The sequence below is a fragment of the Prosthecobacter algae genome (assembly GCF_039542385.1).
Lineage (GTDB): Bacteria > Verrucomicrobiota > Verrucomicrobiia > Verrucomicrobiales > Verrucomicrobiaceae > Prosthecobacter > Prosthecobacter algae.
On record NZ_BAABIA010000007.1, the window covers coordinates 300,315 to 320,613 of the forward strand.

At 59.5% G+C, this 20,299-nt stretch carries 19 protein-coding genes, 1 tRNA gene and 1 pseudogene; 14 read left to right on the forward strand and 7 right to left on the reverse strand.

What is annotated here, in order from left to right; translation table 11 throughout:
• Positions 1-35: 35 nt before the first annotated feature.
• The 3 genes from ABEB25_RS17705 (at position 36) to ABEB25_RS17715 (ending at position 2,971) form a co-directional block, all read left to right on the forward strand.
• Positions 36-1,406 carry a PQQ-dependent sugar dehydrogenase gene (locus ABEB25_RS17705; protein WP_345737764.1) on the forward strand — a complete coding sequence of 457 codons (1,371 nt, stop codon included), beginning with the start codon at positions 36-38 and terminating at the stop codon, positions 1,404-1,406.
• An 80-nt stretch (positions 1,407-1,486) separates the two neighbouring features.
• Positions 1,487-2,068 (forward strand): sulfocyanin-like copper-binding protein, encoded by a 582-nt coding sequence (locus tag ABEB25_RS17710; RefSeq protein ID WP_345737765.1) that lies wholly within the window; start codon positions 1,487-1,489, stop codon positions 2,066-2,068.
• 45 nt (positions 2,069-2,113) lie between these two features.
• Entirely contained in the window at positions 2,114-2,971 is an 858-nt protein-coding gene (locus tag ABEB25_RS17715) for an alpha/beta hydrolase (RefSeq protein ID WP_345737766.1), read from the forward strand.
• Between the two features lie 5 nt (positions 2,972-2,976).
• Here the strand turns inward: ABEB25_RS17715 and ABEB25_RS17720 are convergent, their stop codons facing one another.
• Entirely contained in the window at positions 2,977-4,101 is a 1,125-nt protein-coding gene (locus ABEB25_RS17720) for an AI-2E family transporter (RefSeq protein ID WP_345737767.1), read from the reverse strand.
• Between the two features lie 232 nt (positions 4,102-4,333).
• On the opposite strand from ABEB25_RS17720, the gene ABEB25_RS17725 reads away from it, so the two are divergent.
• The 6 genes from ABEB25_RS17725 (at position 4,334) to ABEB25_RS17750 (ending at position 9,951) form a co-directional block, all read left to right on the forward strand.
• Positions 4,334-4,410 (forward strand) — tRNA-Pro (locus ABEB25_RS17725).
• A gap of 187 nt (positions 4,411-4,597) precedes the next feature.
• Positions 4,598-5,611, forward strand: coding sequence for an NHL repeat-containing protein (locus tag ABEB25_RS17730; RefSeq protein WP_345737768.1), 1,014 nt, complete (start codon positions 4,598-4,600; stop codon positions 5,609-5,611).
• 69 nt (positions 5,612-5,680) lie between these two features.
• On the forward strand, positions 5,681-7,135 hold the full coding sequence (locus tag ABEB25_RS17735; RefSeq protein ID WP_345737769.1) for a circularly permuted type 2 ATP-grasp protein: 1,455 nt from the start codon (positions 5,681-5,683) through the stop codon (positions 7,133-7,135).
• A gap of 68 nt (positions 7,136-7,203) precedes the next feature.
• On the forward strand, positions 7,204-8,277 hold the full coding sequence (locus tag ABEB25_RS17740) for an alpha-E domain-containing protein (protein ID WP_345737770.1): 1,074 nt from the start codon (positions 7,204-7,206) through the stop codon (positions 8,275-8,277).
• 123 nt (positions 8,278-8,400) lie between these two features.
• Entirely contained in the window at positions 8,401-9,282 is an 882-nt protein-coding gene (locus tag ABEB25_RS17745) for a transglutaminase family protein (protein WP_345737771.1), read from the forward strand.
• Positions 9,283-9,414: 132 nt separating this feature from the next.
• Entirely contained in the window at positions 9,415-9,951 is a 537-nt protein-coding gene (locus tag ABEB25_RS17750) for a pyridoxamine 5'-phosphate oxidase family protein (protein WP_345737772.1), read from the forward strand.
• A 165-nt stretch (positions 9,952-10,116) separates the two neighbouring features.
• On the opposite strand, the gene ABEB25_RS17755 is transcribed toward ABEB25_RS17750, so the two are convergent.
• A complete protein-coding gene (locus ABEB25_RS17755; RefSeq protein WP_345737773.1) occupies positions 10,117-10,926 on the reverse strand; it encodes a penicillin-binding transpeptidase domain-containing protein in 810 nt (269 codons plus the stop codon).
• Positions 10,927-11,193: 267 nt separating this feature from the next.
• On the opposite strand from ABEB25_RS17755, the gene ABEB25_RS17760 reads away from it, so the two are divergent.
• From ABEB25_RS17760 to ABEB25_RS17770, 3 genes are read left to right on the forward strand one after another with little or no spacing between them, the layout of a single operon-like run.
• Entirely contained in the window at positions 11,194-12,819 is a 1,626-nt protein-coding gene (locus ABEB25_RS17760; protein ID WP_345737774.1) for a BON domain-containing protein, read from the forward strand.
• Between the two features lie 14 nt (positions 12,820-12,833).
• Positions 12,834-13,430, forward strand: a complete 597-nt coding sequence (locus ABEB25_RS17765; RefSeq protein ID WP_345737775.1) for a hypothetical protein — start codon at positions 12,834-12,836, stop codon at positions 13,428-13,430.
• A gap of 57 nt (positions 13,431-13,487) precedes the next feature.
• Positions 13,488-13,907 (forward strand): secondary thiamine-phosphate synthase enzyme YjbQ, encoded by a 420-nt coding sequence (locus ABEB25_RS17770; protein ID WP_345737776.1) that lies wholly within the window; start codon positions 13,488-13,490, stop codon positions 13,905-13,907.
• A 137-nt stretch (positions 13,908-14,044) separates the two neighbouring features.
• Here ABEB25_RS17770 and smpB read toward each other — a convergent pair whose 3' ends face one another.
• From smpB to ABEB25_RS17785, 3 genes are all read right to left on the reverse strand, one after another.
• Positions 14,045-14,506 carry an SsrA-binding protein SmpB gene (gene smpB / locus ABEB25_RS17775; protein WP_345737777.1) on the reverse strand — a complete coding sequence of 154 codons (462 nt, stop codon included), beginning with the start codon at positions 14,504-14,506 and terminating at the stop codon, positions 14,045-14,047.
• 40 nt (positions 14,507-14,546) lie between these two features.
• The gene (locus tag ABEB25_RS17780; RefSeq protein ID WP_345737778.1) at positions 14,547-14,753 is read right to left on the reverse strand and encodes a DNA-directed RNA polymerase subunit omega; all 207 of its coding nucleotides are present in this window, start codon (positions 14,751-14,753) and stop codon (positions 14,547-14,549) included.
• 102 nt (positions 14,754-14,855) lie between these two features.
• On the reverse strand, positions 14,856-15,821 hold the full coding sequence (locus tag ABEB25_RS17785; RefSeq protein WP_345737779.1) for a sugar phosphate isomerase/epimerase family protein: 966 nt from the start codon (positions 15,819-15,821) through the stop codon (positions 14,856-14,858).
• A gap of 140 nt (positions 15,822-15,961) precedes the next feature.
• Between ABEB25_RS17785 and ABEB25_RS17790 the strand changes: the two genes are divergently transcribed.
• The gene (locus tag ABEB25_RS17790; protein ID WP_345737780.1) at positions 15,962-16,504 is read left to right on the forward strand and encodes a glutathione peroxidase; all 543 of its coding nucleotides are present in this window, start codon (positions 15,962-15,964) and stop codon (positions 16,502-16,504) included.
• Between the two features lie 79 nt (positions 16,505-16,583).
• Here ABEB25_RS17790 and ABEB25_RS17795 read toward each other — a convergent pair whose 3' ends face one another.
• Positions 16,584-17,024, reverse strand: coding sequence for a hypothetical protein (locus ABEB25_RS17795; RefSeq protein ID WP_345737781.1), 441 nt, complete (start codon positions 17,022-17,024; stop codon positions 16,584-16,586).
• 241 nt (positions 17,025-17,265) lie between these two features.
• Here ABEB25_RS17795 and ABEB25_RS17800 point away from each other — a divergent pair, with 241 nt between their 5' ends.
• A complete protein-coding gene (locus ABEB25_RS17800; protein ID WP_345737782.1) occupies positions 17,266-18,327 on the forward strand; it encodes a hypothetical protein in 1,062 nt (353 codons plus the stop codon).
• A gap of 574 nt (positions 18,328-18,901) precedes the next feature.
• Here ABEB25_RS17800 and ABEB25_RS17805 read toward each other — a convergent pair.
• A pseudogene (locus ABEB25_RS17805) lies at positions 18,902-19,783 on the reverse strand (type I restriction endonuclease subunit R, EcoR124 family); the annotation flags it as partial.
• Between the last annotated feature and the right edge of the window lie 516 nt (positions 19,784-20,299).

The window sequence follows — 20,299 nt, forward strand, 5'->3', positions numbered from 1 at the left end:
TTACGTCTGGCAACCAACACGCCCAACCAAGCCTCATGAAAATCAAACCTGCCCTGCTGACCCTGCTCGCGCTTCTCACTGGCCCCACCTTTGCCGCTGAAACCAAACCTGCCCAGCCCGGTGGCAAACTGCCAGGCAATGTCGCCATCAGCCTGGTCAAAGTGGCCGATGATCTGGTGGACCCGGTCAGCGTGGCCGCCCCCAATGACGGCACTGGCCGCATCTTTGTGGTGGAACGCCCAGGCGTCATCCAGATCATCAAGGACGGCAAGAAGACGAAGCGCCCCTTCCTGGACCTCAAGGACAAAACAATCTCATCCTTCCTGGAATTGGGCATGTTCAGCATGGCCTTCCACCCGGACTTCAAGAGCAATGGCAAAGTCTATGTGGCCTATGCCGACCTGTGGTTCAACGGTGCCACCATGGTGACCGAGTTCACCGTCTCCAAGGGCAATCCAGATCGCCTGGACCCTGAAAGCGCGAAGGTGATCATGCAGATCGATTTCCCATACTGCAACCACCACGGCGGCCAGATCGCGTTTGGTCCTGACGGCTACCTTTACATCGGTGTGGGCGACGGCGGCTGGGAGGGCGATGTCATCAATGCCGGCCAGGATCTGCACACTTGGTTAGGCAAGATGCTGCGCATTGACGTCAACAAATCCAGTGCGGACCGCGCCTACGACATCCCCAAGGACAATCCGTTCATCACGCCTCTGCAACAGATGACCCTCTTTGGAGTCAGCGAAGAGGCCTTCTCGAAAGTCCGCCCCAAGGCCAAGCCTGAAATCTGGTCTTACGGTCTGCGCAATCCATGGACCTTCAGCTTTGATTCCAAAACTGGCGACATGTACATCGCCGACATCGGCCAGAACCACTGGGAAGAGATCAACATGCAGCCGGCCAGCAGCAAAGGTGGTGAAAACTACGGCTGGAAGTTCATGTGCGGCAGCCACCCCTTCCCCATGATCGTGAAGAAGAATCCGGATGGCACCGAGACCGCCGTGGATCCTGAGAACTATCCCAAGGTGGGCGTGCAGCCCATCGCAGAATACAGCCATGTGGATCAAGGCATCTGCGTCATCAACCTGGGCATCTATCGCGGCACCGAGTATCCTGAACTGGAAGGCACCTACTTCTCCGCCGACTGGGGTAGCGGTAAGGTTTGGGGCATGAAGCAGGTGGACGGCAAGTGGCAGATGCAGGAGCTGCTGGACCTCGCCGATGGCATCCGCCCCACCGGCAGCGGCACGGGCCCGGATGGTGCCATTTACCTCACTCACGCCACCGCCAACTACGGCGGCCCAGTGGATCCCTACACCAGCGAGCGCGGTGCCCTCTGGAAGATTGTCCCCACTCAAAAAGTGGGCAAGGATGCCGTCACCGCCCCTGTCGCGGCCAAATAAAGCCCTCAGTTCTTCACCCCTTAAAAACACACGGAGGAGCAGTGCTTCTCCGTGTGCTTTCATCTTCCATACCCTCCCCCATGTTTCGCAGCCTCCTTCTCCCTCTCGTTGGTTTTGCAACGCTTTCCCTGGCCCAGACTCCGCCTCCGGCCCATGACCACAGCACGGAAATTCCAGGTCTTAAAAAGGAGCTGTTTGCAGGCATCACATCCGAGGATCTTCTCAAACCCGGCGAAGGCCCCAAGAGCGTCAAAGTCACCCTCGTCGCCACCTTCAATGCCGCCAATTACGGCATGAATTTCAACGGCTACTCGCATGGCAAGGCCGTTCTCACCATCCCCACCGGCTGGCGCGTCCACGTCACTTTCATCAATCCCAGCCCCATCCCACACAGCGCCATCGTCATTGAAAAAGGCGAAACCAAAAAGCTGCAGGTGCCTGAGCCCTACTTTGAAGGCGGGGCCTCGCCGAAACACCTGACTGGCATGACCATGGGCAAGGCTGAATTCAGCTTCGTGCCTGACGAAGCCGGTGAATTTGCTCTCGCATGCGGTTTCCCAGCCCATGCCGTGGCAGGTCACTGGGTCAGCCTCATCGTCAGTGATGAAGCCACCGTTCCTACCTTGCAGTTAGGCGAACAAGCGGCAAAGGAAGTGAAGTAGTGCCGCCCCGATCCTCCCGTCCCATCCTTTGCTTCTCATTCTCTCATGCGCCTGATTGCCAGCCTGCTCGTCCTGCTTTGCTCCGCCGCCCACGCCATTGATGACTACAAACTGACCGCCCTCTCCCAGGAGAAGGCCGATGTGCCCAAAGGCCGTGTCATCGCCATGCCTGCGCATGAATCGAAGATCTATGCCGGGACCGTGCGCGATTGGTGGCTCTATGTCCCCGCCCAATACAAGGCAGAGCAGCCAGCCAACCTGATGGTCTTCCAGGATGGCCATGATTATGTCGGCCTCAAAGGTGCATGGCGGGTGCCCACGGTTTTTGACAACCTCATCGCCAGCGGTGACATGGCCCCCACCCTCGCCATCTTCATCAACCCAGGGCATGCGGTCACCAGCCCCAAGCCTGCCAGCGCCTGGAAAAACAACAACCGCAGCAAGGAATACAATGCGTTAGGCAGCACCTACGCCACCTTCCTGCTGGAAGAGATCATCCCGCAGGTGACCAAGGACTACCGCGTCACCGACAACCCCGAAGGCTGGGCCATCGCCGGAGCCAGCAGCGGGGCCATCTGCGCCTTCACCGTCGCCTGGGAGCGGCCGGACAAGTTCCGCAAGGTCTTCTCCACCATTGGCAGTTATGTGGACCTGGCCGGTGGTCATGTTTACCCCTACCTCATCCGCATCACGGAACGCAAACCCCTGCGCATCTACCTGCAGGACGGCGCCAATGACCTGGACAATCCCTTTGGCAACTGGCCGCTGGCCAATCAGCAAATGGACAGGGCCCTCACCTTCATGGGCTATGACCACCACTTTGAATTCGGCGACGGCCAGCATAACAGCAAGCATGGTGCCTCTCTCTTTCCTGAGGCCATGAAGTGGCTCTGGCGCAAATAAGGCGGCTAGTCGTGCTGCGGATTCTCCGTGCTGGCACCTCCGCCGACGACCTCATTTTCATCGAGGTCGTAGCCCACCACCTCCACCTCTCCGCGCCGGACCTTCTTCTGCGACATCGCCACGGACACCCAGCGAAATTCCTCGCTGTTGTCCAGCAGCACCTTCATCACCATCGTCAACGGCACGGCCAGGAACATTCCCATCGGGCCCCAGAGCCAGCCCCAGAAAATCACCGACAGCACCACCACCAGTGCGGAGATGCCAAAGCGGTTCCCGAGAAGCTGCGGTTGCACAAAGTTATCCAGGGCAAAATTGATGCCGCCATAGCCCAGCGCAATGCCTAGGGCCGCCCCGCCGCCATGCTGGACGAGGGCCTCCACAATGGCCGGGATGCTGGCGGCCGAGCTTCCCACGGCGGGGATATAGTTAAAAATAAAAGCCAGAATGGCCCAGAGCAACGGATACTGGAGATCAAAAAACCAGCACCAGGCACCTGCCAGCAGCCCGGTCAGGGCACTGATCAAGGTCTTGATCCCGAGATACTTCTGGATGTCCGTCACGCTGCGCATCAGGCCGCTGAAATCGGGCCCGCCTGCCAAGTGAACCGCCACAATGCGGCGATGAGTCCCGGTGGCCTCCATCAGCACAAACATCATCAGGATGAGAATCATCACCAACCCCGCAAAGACGGTCGCCAGGGTGCCAAACGTGCTTCCCAGCATCGCGCCAATGCGGGACATCACATCCTGCTGCGTGGCATAACCAATGATGGTATTCCAGTCAAACAGACTGCCCATCATCTCCTTGGCCCCTTCGATGCCGTTGTCATCCAGCCACACGCCAAAATCCGTCAGATACCGCTGGATGCCACGCAGGTAGCGTGGCAGGTCAGCATTGAAGCTGATGAGCAGGCGCACGGCCAGGGTGATCAAACCTGCGAGCACGCCCAAGTTCACCAACAAGGTCATGGCCAAGGCCACAGGACCCGGTATGCGGTGCCGTGTCAGCCAGCGCAAAAGAGGAAAGCTCAGCACCGCGAGAAAGAAGGCATAGACCATGGGCACCAGCACACCTGCTGCTGCCTTCATCCCGGCGAGCACAATGACAAGACAGGCCAAAGTGAGAATCATTTGGGAACCTTTTCGGCCCCAGCTCACGGTCTTGTCTTGCTCCGGCAGGATCATCATCAGCAACCATCCAAGATGATAGGATTTTTCTCAAGGGAAAACGCGGAACAAGCAGCAAACCGCCTTCTGAAACTCGAAAAGAATCTCCGTTTTAATCAACATCTCAGTTGCAAACGCAAAAGGTAAACGCCACTATCCACTTCCCAGCCGGGCCCTAAAAGCCCTGCCAAAAGGTCGGGCCGTAGTTCAGCCTGGTAGAACGCTTGCATGGGGTGCAAGAGGTCGTGAGTTCGAATCTCGCCGGCCCGACCAATTTCCAAGGCCCCAGGCCTTGAGAGCACCAGATTCAGAGCCTTGCAAAAGCGGCTTCTTTGTGCGGTTTAGCACCGTGATTTGAGCACAGAGCACGATGCGAGTGAGCCACCTCATCCACGCATCAATCGCACAGCCTCCAGTGATTTGCTCTTCCCTACACAAGCCTCTTGTGATTGCCTGAGGAATGCTTCGAATATTGATCCTGGCCCTGTGCCTTTTGGGCAACGCCCAAGCAGACGAGCTGCTGGGACAGAAGCCGTTTCAATATCGCCTAATCAAAGGCTGGGCTCAGGCCGCTCTCACCGCAGCACCGATCAGAAACGGCCATGCCCTGGCTTTTGATTCTCAGGGCCGCCTCTTCGTGCTCACGGATGAACCGAAGAACAACATCCTCATCCTCGATCCCCAGACAGGCGATCTATTGGGCCAGTGGACCGCCCGCATGCCCGGTGCCCACGGCATGAGCCTCGTCCAAGAAGGTGCCGCCGAAGTCCTCTACATCACCGATACTGTCCTCCACGAGGTGCGCAAACTCACCCTTGATGGCACCGAGCTGGCCCGCTATCCCTGGCCGGAGAAAAGCGGCCTTTACAGCAAGGCCACGGAGTATCGTCCCTCCAAAACCCTGCATCACCCCCGAGGCGATTTCTGGGTGCTCGATGGCTACGGCAAAGACTACGTCCACCACTACGATGCCACGGGCCAGCTCCTCAAATCCTGGGGAGGCGATCTGGGCGAAGGTGAAAACCAGCTCCTCCACTGGGGCCCGCATGGAGGCCTGCTGGATCTCAGCGATGCCGCCAGCCCCCGGATCATCATCGCCATGAGCGACCGCCAGGAAATCAAACGCTTCACTCTCGACGGCCAGTTTGGGGACAAGTTCCCCTTCCCCGGTGGCAATCCCCGCGACCTCGTCGCCTGGCAGGGCCACTACCTCATGCCGCATCTGGGCGACCAATGGCCGCAGAATCGTGACTCGCCCGGCTTCATCAGCATCCTCGATGCCCAGTTCCGCATCGTCTCGAATGTCGGAGCCCCTGCCGCCATCCTTGAAAAAGGTGTGCTGCAACCCCTGAAAAGCGATGCCCGCACCTTCATCCATCCCCACGCCGTCGCAGCCGATGCGGAGGGCAATCTTTACGTGGCCCAATTTGCCTCCCCAGCCGCCCCTTTGCTGAAACTGCAGCACGTCCGCTGACGTGTTCGCAATCTTGGCCTCAGAATTGCTAATTTACCTCACCAGCCAACCAACAAGGCTACAACCACCATGCTTTTCGACAACTACCAGCCGGAGAACTTCTTCGATGAGATGTTCACCGCCGACGGCACCACCCGCCCCCACTACCGCAGCGTCGCTGCGGCGCTCAATGATGTGGAACCCAACGAATTCCGCAACAAGCAGGCCGCGGTCGAGGCCTCCTTCATGCGGGGTGGGGTCACCTTCACCGTTTACAGCGACTCCCAGGGCACGGAGCGCATCTTCCCCTTCGATTGTGTCCCACGCGTCATCGCGGCGGAGGAGTGGGAGATTGTCGAAAAAGGCCTCATCCAGCGCATCACCGCCCTGAACCTTTTCCTGCATGACATCTATCATGACCAAAAGATCATCAAGGACCGCGTCATCCCGCCCCAGTATGTGCTGAGTGCAAAACACTTCCGCCGGGAGTTCATGCACATTGAGGTGCCCAAGGACATCTACGTCCACATCTGCGGCACCGACCTCATCCGCGACAAGGACGGCCGTTACCTCGTCCTGGAGGACAACCTCCGCTGCCCTTCCGGGGCCAGTTACATGCTGGAAAACCGCGCGGCCCTGAAGCGTACTTTTCCTGAGCTCTTCAAGGCCAGCGGCGTCCACTCCGTCAGCAATTATCCGGCTGAACTTCTGAAGGTGATGCAGTATTGCGCCCCGGCCAATTTCAAGGCCAATGACGCGCCCAACTGCGTGCTGCTGACCCCCGGCGTCTTTAACAGCGCCTACTTTGAGCATGCCTTCCTCGCTCGCCAAATGGGCATCCCGATTGTCGAGGGCCGCGACCTCGTCGTCCGTGATTTCAAAGTGTACATGCGCACCACCGCCGGCCTGGTGAAGGTGGATGTGATCTACCGCCGCATTGATGATGACTTCCTGGATCCTTCCGTCTTCCGCGCCGATTCACTGCTCGGCGTCCCCGGCCTCGTCAATGCCTACCGCGCAGGCAATGTCAGCCTCGCCAACAGCATCGGCACCGGCGTCGCCGATGACAAAGTCGTCTATTACTTTGTCCCTCACATGATCAAGTACTACCTCGGTGAGGAGCCCATCCTGCCGAACGTGGATACCTACCTGGCCTCCGAGCCCAAAGACTGCGCCCACATTCTGGCCAATCTGGACAAACTCGTCGTCAAGTCCGCCAATGAAGCCGGCGGCTACGGCATGCTCATGGGCCCCTGGGCCTCGAAAGCCGAGATCGAAGAGTTCCGCAAAATGATCGAGGAAAACCCGCGCAACTTCATCGCGCAGGACCCAATCTCCCTCAGCCGCCACCCCACCTGGACGGGGGATCAGTTTGAAGGTCGCCACATCGACCTGCGCCCTTACATTCTTTATGGGGAAAAGATCATCGTCACGCCCGGCGGGCTCACCCGCGTGGCTTTGAAGAAAGGTTCTTTGGTCGTCAACAGCTCTCAGGGAGGGGGCTCGAAGGATACCTGGGTATTGAGAAACTCCATTCCACAATAAGGCAAATCTCCGGCTCACCCTTACCGCTGCCCACACCTGCCTTCCCTTCCTTTACCCCCTTCCCGACCATGCCCAAGCCACCCCCAACCCAAGAAGAAGTCGCCCGCCACAAACAGGCCAATGTGATGCTGTCCCGCGTCGCAGGCAGCCTTTATTGGATGAGCCGATACCTTGAGCGAGCTGAAAACCTCGCCCGTCTTGTGGATGTCAATTTGCAGATCATTCTCGACTTCGGCCAAGTCTCTGACGAGACCATGAAAGAGCACTGGCTGCCCATCCTCCGTTCCACGGCGGATGAAGACCTGTTCTTCGAGCTCTACGAAGTCGCTGATAGCGAAAGTGTGATGGAGTTTGTCACCTTCCGCCAGGAGAACCCAAATTCCCTCCTCACCTGCATCGGCAACGCCCGTGAAAACGCCCGCCAGGTGCGCGACCAGATTTCCAGCGAGATGTGGGAGGTGCTGAATGACGCCTACCACTTCATCAAGAACAGCGATCCTGAAAACATCTGGGATGGGGGTGCCAGCGCCTTTTACGACCAGATCAAATACTACTCCCACCTCTTCCAGGGCATCACCGTTTCCACCTTCTCCCGCAACGAAGGCTTCGAGTTCATCCAGTTTGGCAAATATCTGGAACGCGCGGACAAAACCACGCGCCTCATGGACATGAAGTATCACATCCTCCTGCCCAAGGTCACGGACGTGGGCGGTGCTGTGGATGCGGCGCAGTGGCAGGCTGTGCTCCGTTCCGCCAGCGCGGTCGAGCCGTATCGCCGCTTTTACGTGGCGGATATTCTTTTTGCCAAGGTGATCGAGTTCCTCATCTTTGAAGACACCTTCCCCCGCTCCCTCATGTTCTGCCTCCAGCAAATGGATGACTTTGCCCACCTCATCGCAGGCACCCCTGCGGGCGAGTATCGCAGCGAGGGCGAGCACCGCTTTGGCAAGTTCCTGAACAATCTGAACTTCACCACGGCCAAGGACATCATCGGCCGTGGTCTCCATGAATTCCTTGCGGAAGTACAGCGGGAAATCGGTGCTCTGGGTGAGCATCTTTACACCACCTTCATGTATCACCCTCCGGTGGATATGCAGGCAGAGATCCGCTTTCACCAGCAGCAGGAGCAACAGCAGCAGTGAGCCTCTTAGGCAGGTGACGACCTGTGTAACGCCCGGCAGCCAATGTGATTTCCCCTTGCTGCTGGCGTCGCACTATTTACCCATTCTGTCCCCCCTGCCCGAGAACATCCCCGCCCCTCCTGGATGCCCGATCTTCCACCCGCCATCACGCCATCACCTGGAATGCGCCTCCGCGTGCGCCACCTCACGCGTTTTCATTACGACGGCCCCGTGCTGGACAGCTACAACGACGCCCGCCTTTGTCCTGTTTCCGATCCCCTCCAGCGCTGCGCCAGCTTTGACCTGCGGCTGAATCCGGATGTGCCCATGCACACGCACCGCGATTTCTATTTGAACCGTGTGGACCATTTCGAACTCCACCAGCCGCATGAGACGCTGGAGGTGGAGGCCCGATCCCTCATCGAAACGCGGTCTGATACGCGCTCCGCCCCGCCGTCATCCCTCCCCCTGGAGGCACTGAATGATCCCAAGGTGAATGAGAACTACTTCGACTTCGTCGTCGAGTCGAAGTTCGTCTCGCAAAACGTCGCCATTTGGCGAGAGGCCGTGGACATCATCGGCCAGTCCGTCACAGACATCTGGACCGATTCGGTCAAGCTCGGCCAATACGTCCATAGCATCTTCTCCTATGATCCAGACTGGACCCACGTGCACACCAATGCGGCTGAGGCCCTCAAAGATCGGCGCGGTGTCTGCCAGGACTACGCCCATGTCATGATCGCTCTGTGCCGCAGCCAGGGCATCCCCGCCCGCTACGTCAGCGGCTACTTTTACAATGGCAAAACAGGCGATGAAAACGAAGCCTCCCATGCCTGGATGGAGGTCTTTTTGCCTAACTATGGCTGGAAGGCCTGGGATCCCACGCACAACCGCGAGGCCGACTCCCGCTACATCAAACTCGCCATTGGCCGTGACTACGACGATGCCAAACCTGTGAGCGGCCGCTTTCGGGGCAAAGGAAAGCAGCACATGGACGTCATCGTCCAGATCCGCCTTGCGGAATAGGCTCACCAAAGCCCCAACTTCGTGAGGCAATCCAGCGCCATGGGGATGCGGGGTTTGGCTTCGTTATCAAGACATGATCGGTCGGGAACCGGATGCCAGCCGGGATGCGATTCCTTTGAAACATCCACGGCCATGAACTCCATCCAACAGCAGCAAACCGAAGACAATCACCAGGACCTCAGCGCCCAAGACGCGATCGAAAAGATCAAGGCTCTCGTCCAGAAGGCGCAGACATGCTTCTTCTGCACGCTCGTCTCCACAGGCGGTGCACCTCACGCCCGCCCCATGGCCGTCCAGCAGGTGGATGATGCAGGCAGCCTTTGGTTCCTCAGCGCCGACGACAGCCACAAAAACCAGGAGCTGGATACCGACCACGCTGTCACCCTTTTCTTCCAGGGTTCCGCCCACTCCGATTTCCTCCAGCTTAACGGCACCGCCTCCATCTCTCGGGACAAAGCCAAAATCAAAGAGCTCTGGAACCCCATCATCAAAACCTGGTTCACCGGCGGTGTGGATGATCCTCGCATCACCGTCATCAAGGTCACCCCGGAGGATGGTTACTACTGGGACACCAAACATGGCAACGCCATCGCGGGTCTCAAGATGATGGTCGGTGCCTTGCTCGGCAAAACCATGGACGATTCCATTGAGGGCAGCCTCAAGGTCTAACAGGCTATCTGACAAAGCATCATACTCCGGCGGCGAAAACTTCGCCTTCATCCGCGCCATGATTGCCGCCCCCGGTTATCGCCTAGTCTGGAGATACCTGGAAAGGGCTTTCATGACATCAGACCTTGAATTGAAAAAACTCAGGATCGGCTCCGTCCGTCGAAATCATCCCTCCTTCCCGCTCCAAATCCCCAGCGCCTTCAGGCAATCGAGCGCCGCAGGGATACGCTTTTTTGCATCCTCCAACGTCGGAATTTTCGCATTGAGAGCGAACGGATAGTTCAGCCCTTCCACCTCCACCCAGCCGACCCACCACCCCACCTGCTGGCCGGTGCTGCCGGACCATCCCGTCTTTGCATAAATTGCAGCACCCAGGATGTTATCGTAGATCGTCAGCTCCCGCACCGCAGGTAGCGTCTCCTTCTTCAGCGGAATCTTGCGGTCTGACAACCGACGCAAAAATTCCACCTGCTGTAGCGCCGAAATCTCCAGTGGCCCCTCCAGCCAAAACCGCCTCCCGATGTCATCACCCGTCTGCTGGTTGCCATAGTCAAAGGAGCTCAGATAGCTTTTGATGCGCACCATTCCCACCCGCTTCGCCACTTGATGGAAGATGGCCACGTTGGACAGCTTCATCGCCTCCTTCAGGTTCATGTCCCGCTCCCAATCCTTCAGCCACTCCTTCGTCCCTCCATAGGGGATCACCTCCTCCACATCCTTCACGGCTCCCGTGTCCAGGCCCATCAGAGCCATCGGAATTTTGAACGTCGAAGCTGGGAGAAACCCCTGCTTGGCGCGCTCTGGATTGTAAACATGCAGCGTGTCCGTGACCGGATTCAGCACCAAAAAGCATCCCTCAAGGCCTTGCTTTTCAAAAAACACGTTCAGCCTTGGTTCCACCACCACCTTCTGAGCCATCGCCGGATGGATCAGACAAATGGATCCAACAAACAGGAAAAGAAATAGGGCTCGCATGATCGTTCCCAAAATAATCAAGCAGCCGAAAAAAGAAAAGACCGAATCAATCCACCCTCACCCCATCTCGTCGCCTTCAGTTTTCCACCGAAACATCACATAACACCACTACTTCTTTTAGTTGCCCATTGCTCCCAACTACCATTCCAAAAACCCACCACCGCACCCCGCCCTCTTAATCCTGTAAAAAATCCTCTCAGCCCTCCCCCCGCCCCGCCTCCTTGCTCCTTGCCTCCCTCCCCCGCCCTTGCTACCAATGCTCCCTGCATGACGCGTACCCGTTGGCTCATCGCCAGTCTCTGGCTCCTGCTGTTCTGGCTCATCGCCAGCACGGTCTGGATGCCTGCGCTACAGCGGAAACTTGAAGTCGCCGCCACGGACTTGCTCAAGGATGTGCCCACAGGCTACCCTACTGTCGAGGTCACCTTCAGCGGTCAGCAGGCCACGCTCACAGGCCAGGTGCGCCACGAAGCCGAAAAGGCCGAACTTGAAAAACGCATCGCCAGCCAGTTGCGGCTGCCATCCTGGTTAGGCAGCGGGATGAATCCCGTCACCGCAGTCCACAGCGAGATAGAGATTTCACCCTACCCTTCCGGCTGGCTTCTGCTCGCTGCGCAGGGTTCCCGCGCCATCGTCTATGGCACCCTCGGCAGTGATGAAGAAGCCCGTGATGTCGCCCGTTTCCTCGAAGATCGCTGGGCCAAAGATCGCGCACACCTCACCAGCCAGATCAAAAAGGATGTCACCCGTTTTGATGAAGCCGCCGACATCCAGACCACGCTAGATCGCCTGCCCAAACCTCTTCGGGAGGGTGGCGATTCCGCCCAGATCCATCTCGCACGCCTGGGTGCCGGGTGGGAAAGGCTGACGCTGGATGCCCCGGATGAACTTCTGCGCGACCAGTTTTCCACCTACCCGCTCACCCCCACCGAGTGGGAAACCATCGTCCAGCCTGCCATCAAGCGCACCCGCAACTACCAGGCAACCGAGCGCGCCCGCATCGCTGAAGCGGAAAAACAGAGCAAGCTTGCCCCACCCCATGTCTTTCTCGCGGCACGTGATCAGCGACTGCTCCTGCGCGGCGAAATCGCCAGCCTGAAAATCAAACGTGAGCTCCTCAATGCCGTCATCACCACCTTCCCTGGCTGGCGTGTGCTGGATGATCTGCGTGTCAATGACCAGCGCCGCGCCGTGGCCGAGTTTGGTCCCATCACCACCGCCCTGCTCCCGCAGGCGGGTGAAGGCAAAAGCGGCAAGTCTTTGACCCTCGGCCTCTCCGGCAGCGCCTGGCAATTTGTGGACTGGCAAGTCGGTGGTGAAGCCCAGCCCTGGCGCGATCTCCTGCCCACAGATCTCCCACCCAGCCTCCTTCAGGAAGACAGCCGCATGGTCACCCAGTGGCTCCAGGGAAATGCCCAGGGCATCCCCACCCTGCCCATCCCGGCCCAGCCCAGCTTCCTCACGCTCACCCTCCTGCCTGGCAAGGTCATCCTGGCCGGCCAGCTCGCGGAGGAGGCCTTGCGCACACGCCTCATCGAGGCCGCCCGCCAGACCTACGGCAGCCAGGCCGTCATCTTCTCCGAAGCCCTCCTCGCTCGTGGCACCTGCGAGCCCACCCCCGATGTCGAGCAGACTGTCCGCAGTCTGCCGCCGCTGCCAGCAGCCGACGAATCCCCCACCGTCGCCTTTGCCCGCCCGGGTCAGGTCTGGAAGTCTCTGCCCGCCACCCAAGACCTCCTCACCCCAGGAGCCCTGGCCAAAAGCGGCCTCACCCCGCCCGGTTTCCCTGGGGCCATGGCTGAGGACACCTTCGCAGCCGAGGCCTACGATCACCTGCGCCATCACTGGCGGCAGCCGCCCGCTCTCGGGCCTCAAGAGAACCCCGCTCGCTGAATCCCCCACTGCTCATGGAAGGCTACCTCTGGCTCCTGCTCCAAACCCTGCCGCTGCTCGCTGCTGCTGCCATCGTCTTTTTTATCCTCGGCTGGCGCTGGCGGGCCCAGGACAGCCGACGCGAAACACAGACCCAGTCCCAGCTTCTGGATGCCGAGAACATCGCCGCCGAAAGCGCCCGCAAGGAGCGCAACGAGACCAAAAACCTCGAAGAAAAAGTGCGCCAGACTCTCGCCCAAACCCAGGCCGAGCTGAAGGAATCGCAGGACCAGCACAGCCTTCTCCAAAAGGAAGTCCTGCGGCTCTCCGATGAGCTGAAGCAAGCCCAGCAGGCAGCTACCTTCCTGCCTCCGGCTGAATCCCCCGAAGCCTCCGCCAAGCTCCTGCAAGAACTGCAGCAGGCCCTCGCCCAAAGTCGCCAAGAACTCGAAACCGAAAGAGCCACCTTCGAAATCGCCAGACAACAATGGCAGGCCGAACAGCCCCCCGTGCCACAGGTCACCACCGCGCCGCCGAAAACCCGTCCTGCCAAAAAGCCCTCTGCTGAAAAAGCCCCCGCCAAGCCCAAAAAACCGCGTGGCAAAAAAACGGACCCGGCTCCCGGCCAGTAATTCCCCGGCACTCGTCCCGCCGACTGCCTCCCGCCAGTATCCAAAAATCACCCCGCCATGCCTGCCCATGCCGATTCCTTCCGCCTCAGCACCCGGGGCAAAGGCACTTATGAAATCACCGAAGCCTGCCAGCGCATCATCGCCAGCAGCGGCATCCGCACCGGCACCGCCACCATCTTCGTCCAGCACACCAGTTGCTCCCTCGTCATCTATGAAAATGCCGATCCCTCCGCCCGGACGGATTTGCACAGCTTTTTCGATCACCTCGTGCCCGAAGACACCCCCTACTTCGTCCACACCCACGAGGGCCCCGATGACATGCCCAGCCACCTGCGCATGGCCCTCACTCGCACCAGCGAGGTCATCCCCGTCATGAACGGCCGCCTCGCCCTCGGCACCTGGCAGGGCATCTTCCTCTTCGAGCATCGCCGCGCCCCCCACACCCGCAGCATCGTCATCAGCGTGGTCGGCGAATAAGGACCCGCCGTCGGCAAACCGCAGCCAGTCTGACAATCGACAGTCAGGTTCCCAACAGGGCACGCTTGATCCTATCCTTGGTTAGACCATTGCCACGTCAAAAAAGCGTCTCCATGCAGGCCATCGGCCCGCGCTCCTCACCCGTGCTTGCGGTTAAAGCTGGACACCACCTTCTGTGTCTCGCGCTTCACAGCTTTCTCTTTCAGGTCCTCGCGCTGGTCGCCCTTGGTCTTGCCCTTGCCCACGCCGATCTCGATCTTCACGCGTGAATCTTTCCAGTAGGCACGCAGCACCGGCAGGGCCAGCCCCTTTTGCTGGGTATGGGCAAACAGCTTCAAAATCTCCCGTTTGTGCAGCAGCAGCCTGCGCGTGCGCCGGGGCTCATGCTGGCTAAAGCTGGCCTTTTCATAGATCTGCACATCCATGTTGTACAGCCACACCTGCCCGCGCTCCACACGGGCAAAGGCATCGCTGATGTTCAGCTTGCCCAAACGGATGGACTTCACCTCCGTGCCACGCAGTTCCACACCCGCTTCGTATCTCTCCAGAATGTGAAAATCCCGGAGGGCCTTGCGATTGGTGGCGATTTCGTCGGTCATGTGCCGTGACGGCCAGGATTTCCCTGCCGACGGAAAAACATTATACGTCCTTCACGTGATACTCAGCCTTGATCTTGCCCTGGATGATCTCCAGGAGCGCGACGTCGGCTTCCCGCATGCCCGGGCGGCGGTCCACCAGCGGCGCGCGGCCAGAGGTGAGCTGTTTCACTCGCTTCGAGACCATGTTGATCAGGATCGGCGGATCTTTGACGATAAGGGCAGCTTGTTCGACGAGTTCGGCTTTCATCAGATGTGCAGGGCTTCCCCCTTTCCAAAGAACGGAGGAGGGGGAAGTTGACAGTAGGAGGTGTTTGCCATCTGGCAAGGGGGAATTTCACCCTCTTCCCACTCAGCTCATCAACGCACGCACCTCTTCCAGCGCCTGCTTCGTCCGCTTGATCCCCTCGATCTCAGTGTGCTTGCTGCCTTCGTACTCGATTCCGATGTAGCCACGGTACCCCGCCTTCACCACGATCTCCACCAGCCGCTGGTAGTCCAGGCTCATCTCCCGCCCCTCGCGGCGGTCTTCCGTGTAAAATTTGCCCGCGCCCGTATCCCAGTCATAGGCCTTCGCGCTCATCGCCTGCTTCACCCATGGCATAAACTCTCGCAGGCCCTTGTAGGGGTTGTACAGCTCACCCTTGTTCCGGTCCGTGTAAAAATTGCCAAAGTCCGGCAGGATGCCCACCCGCTCGTGGTCCGCCATCTTCATCACCCCCGTCAGCCAAAGCCCGTGGCTGGAAAGGCCGCCGTGATTTTCCACCACCACATACAGGCCGCGTTTGTCAGCCTCCACGCACAGCGCATGCAGGCCTGCCGCCGCGTGCTTCATCTGCTCGTCATAGGCCAGCTTCGGGTCGCTCGCCGCATTCACGCGGATGCTGTGGCAGCCCAGGTGCTTCGCCGCATCCAGCCATTTCAGGTGGTTTTCCACCGTCTTCGCCCGCTTCGCATCATCCGGATCTCCCAGGTTGCCCTCACGGTCCACCATGATCAGCAGGCCCTTCACCCCCTCGCCTTCCTGGCGCTTCTTCATCTCGTCCAGGTAGGCCTTGTCCAGCGCCTTGTCGGCAAACATCTGGTTCACATACTCCACGCCATCGATGCCCAGGCTCCGCGCGATTTTGCAGAAGTCCAGGTGCTCCACCGGCTCCGCCCCGTCCTTCTTGAACATCCCCTTGTTCAGCGACCACTCCGCCAGCGAGATCTTAAACAGCGGCTCCTTCTCCGCCGCCCGCAGCCCCGTCACGGAGGCAGCAAACGCAGCAGAAACAGTCTGGAGAAAATGGCGGCGGGAGGGATGGTTCAAAGTCATGATATTAAAAGAAGACCTCCAGTTCAGACCAAACCCGCCCTCCTGGCAATCTCTTTCCACCCGCCCCCCTTCAGCACCATCCGTCACCATTCCGCATTCCCCTGAAACCCCGCCACCTCCTCAGACGTTCCTGTCAGCCCATGAAAGCACTCTCCACCCTCCTCGCCCTCGCGGCCCTCGCCACCACCGCCTCCGCCGGCACCCTCTACGAAGTCCCCCTCAAAGACATCGAAGGCAAAGAAACCACCCTCAAACCCTACGAGGGCAAAGTCATGCTCATCGTCAATGTCGCCTCCAAGTGCGGCAACACCAAGCAGTACACCGAGCTCCAGGCCCTCCACAAAGAATTCGAAAAAGACGGCCTCGCCATCCTCGCCTTCCCCTCCAACGACTTCGGCGGCCAGGAACCCGGCACCAACGAAGAAATCAAAGAATTCTGCTCCACCAAATACAACGTCAGCTTTCCCCTCTTCGACAAAGTCGTCGTCAAAGGCCCTGAAAAACACCCCCTCTACCAGCAGCTCAGCGGCCCCGAATCCCCCTTCCCCGGCGACGTGAAATGGAACTTCGGCAAATTCCTCGTCGGTCGCGATGGCAAAATCATCGCCCGCTTTGAGCCCAAGGTGAAGCCCGACGACATCACCGTCACCACCGCCATCAAAGAGGCCCTCGCCAAGAAGTAATCCTCCCAGTTTAAACAGCAAAAAGGGCGCGCGGCATCTCAGCCACGCGCCCTTTTTATTTAAAGCCTCAGCCCGTCACTCAATACGGACGCGCCACCCCGATGTAGCCCGAGCCCGAAGCCCGGTACCAGGACGTCCCGCTCGTGTAATACGTGCTGCCACCATGCACCACCCGGCGCGCCCCACGCGGCAGCACCACCACCGCACCCGGGCCACCAGGCCCACGCGGATCCCGATACCCCATCGTCGGCCGGCCCGTGCGCGGGTCCCGGTCACGGTCATAGCGGCCCCGGTCGCCATCGCGGTCATCCCGATCACCCCGCCCATCACGATCATGGTCATGCCCACGGTGATCATCCCGCCCATCACGGCCACGATCATAGCCCGGACGATAGTCCCCCCCGTAGCCCGGACCCGGACGCGGCCCCGGCGCACGATACGGACCACCCGCAGGCGTCACATAGCAGGAAGTCAAAAACAAGGCAGGCACCAGGGCCAGGAGGAGGGAGGACGTTTTCATGATAAAGGAAGACCAACAACTGCCACATCATCGTGCGGCAGGCCCACTTTGGACTCCTTTCCCCACCATGTATTCAAAAAGCCTCATCCTTTCCCCCCGCCGCCCAACGCCCACAGCCCCCATCCCACCCGAAAAACTTTTCCCGATTCACCCGAAGAACCACCCCACACGTAGAAAGGGAGTCTCCGCAGCTTTCGTTTGACTGCATCCCCTCCCGCCCTCTTTTCCTCCCATCCACATCATGACCCCCGAAGAAGCCCAAGCCCAACTCGACCAGCAAGTCCGCGACACCATCCAGTGGCATTTCAGCCCCGAAACCGGCTGCCCCTTCTGGCTCGACTTCGCCCAAAAGAACTTCGACCCCCGCGGCGTCGTCAACTCCTTTGCCGACCTCATCGCCAAGTTCGACCACTTCCAGGACGAATCCCTCCGCGACCTCCAGCCCGATGTCTGGGTCCCCGCCGCCTTCAAGGGCAAGCCCTACAGCATCTTCGAAACCGGCGGCACCACCGGCATGCCCAAGCAGCGCATCGGCTGGAACGACTACAAGACCGACTACGAAGAATTCAGCGGCAAGATCAAAGACGAGCACTTCCCCCCAGGCGGCGCCTGGCTCATGGTCGGCCCCACCGGCCCCCGCCGCCTCCGCCTCGCCATCGAGCACCTTGCCAACTTCCGCGGCAGCTCCTGCTACTTCATCGATCTCGACCCCCGCTTCGTCAAAAAGCTCATCTCTAACAAACAGTTCGACGTCGCCCGCCAGTACATGGACCACGTTGTCGATCAGGCCACCCTCATCCTCAAAAACCGCAAAGTCACCGGCCTCTTCACCACGCCCAAGCTCCTCGAAGCCCTCTCTGAAAAGATTGATCTCTACGACGCCGGCATCCGTGGCGCCTTCGTCGGCGGCACCACCATGACCCCGCAGTACGTCCGCTTCATGGTCGAAGAAGTGCTCGAAGGCCGCATCGGCTTCTACCCCACCTATGGGAACACCCTCATGGGCCTCGCCGCCAGCGTACCCATCACGCCGGAGGACCAGTTCTCCGTCACCTACTACGCCCCCCAGCCCCGCGCCGTCCTCCGCGTCGTCGACCCGAAAAACACCGCCCAAGTCGTCGATTACGACACCTGGGGCCGCGTCGAGCTCACCACCCTCACCCAGGAATTCTTCATGCCCCGCTTCCTCGAGCGTGACGAAGCCATGCGCCGCCGCCCCCGCGGCCCCTACGCCTGGGACGGCGTCGCCGACGTCCGCCCCTTCGGAGCCATGGAAAAAACCATCGTCGAAGGCGTCTATTGATGGGTAGGGCGCTTGGTCCCCAACGCGCCTTTTCCAGGGTAGGGCGCTTGGTCCTCCAAGCGCCGTCCCCAACGCCTCCAGGTAGGGCGCATTGTCCCAATGCGCAGCCTCCTCGGTAGGGACGCGCTGCGCCGCGTCCGACTCTTGCCATCGGTAGCGCACATTGTCCCCAACGCGCAGCCTCCTCGGTAGGGACGCGCTGAGCCGCGTCCCACTCTTGCCATCGGTAGCGCACGTTGTCCCCAACGCGCCTTTTCTGGGTAGGGCGCTTGGTCCTCCAAGCGCCGTCCCCGAAAGCGCGGACATTCACTTCACGGCTTCGCACCCTGTCCGCCTCCAGGTAGGGCGCGTTGTCCCAACGCGCAGCCTCCTCCTCATCGCGGCCCCGCCGCCACTTCTCCTCAAAGGCGCAAGACCCCAGTCTTGCGCCTTTTCCATGGTAGGGACGCGCTGCGCCGCGTCCCACTTCCACCGCCATGGTAGCGCACGTTGCCCCCAACAGCGCCTTCCCCGAAAGAAGCGCGAACACTCCAGTCTCCCCGGTAGGGCGCCTTGTCCCAACGCGAGCCAATTCCTAAATCGCCCCGCCCACGCCTTTGAACTTTTCGACAAAAGCGGCGATTTTTTGGAAAACACTTTGCTTGATAGTGAGATACTTGGGATTCAGCGGACTCATCTTGGGCAGGATGCTGTTGAGTTCGGTGCCGTTCTCGCTTGCGTATTCCCGCTTCAGCGAGGTGAGGAGATAGCGCTTGGCTGCCTCTTCATTGAGGCTATCTGCTTGGATAAGCGCCTCCGCTTCGCGCTTCTGCTCGGTTTGGGCGTAGGCAAAGAATGCTTCGATGATGCCCGCCTTGTCTCGGAACTGATCGAGATCGGCCTGACTGATAAAATCGACCACCAGACTTTCTTTGGCGCGGTTCCCGATGCTCGCGCGGATCACTCGACGAACGTCTTCGATCAATGCACCTTTGTCGTTGAGCTTCTGGTTCTTTTCAAAGATCAGTTCGAGGATGTAATCCAGATTGATCTCCTGCGATTTGAGCAGGTCGATCTCAAAGACCACGTCATCCCAATCCACCGTACTTTTCTCTTTCTCTTTGCCGTCTTTCTCACGACGCAACCAGTCGCGGACGTCGTTGTAGGTAGAGCGGTAGTCTTGAATCTTGCGCTCTGGCAGAACCTCCGAGGCGTTGAGTTTTTCCAGGTCCTCGTCGGTCAGGTAACGCTGTTCTTTGAAGGCTTCAACCGCCGCTTCATCCTGCGGATCAATCTGCTGCCAGGCTTTCAGATTGACGAATTCATCGAAGTTCTGGAGAGCGTTTTCGATCTTCAGATATTCCCCGAAGAGTTTGGTGAAGGCCTTTTTGTCAGTTTCTTTCTCGATCGCAGCAGGGTCTGGGAAACGTTCTTTCAACTCCGCGACCACCTCGACGAAACCACGCCGAGCCTCCCCCAGCCAAGGCCCCCAACTTTTTTCCCGACTTAGCCCAAGTCGGGGGTGTACTCCCTTGCGCCCCTGAGGCACGCACCGGAAATTGTCCCGATCCCTGTGCCCCCGAGCCCCGATGAAAGCCCGCTCCCCTGCCCGGCCCCGATTCATCCACCCACGCCGTCTCCCCAATCCGGGAATCCCCGAACGGCCAAAGTCCACGGCCTCTTTTCAAAGCGCCCCACCCCGCCCGCATCCATTTCAGCTTTCCACTTTCAGCTTTCCCCTTTTCCCCACCGCCTCCCCATTTCCCCAAACCATCCCCATCCTTTCCCCATCGCAAAGCATTGAGGATGAGAGCCTTAGCCCACCCAATCCCCAAATGGGGAAAATTTCGCAAATCTCCCCATCCCCCCGTAGCTGCGCCCGCCAGGGCGTGGCCTCCCTGTGGAGCGCACGCGTCTCGCGTGTTGTTTCCTGCGTCCTCGCGGGAAACCGTTCTTAAAGCTCGAAACCCCTGACCATCCACCCACCACGCAC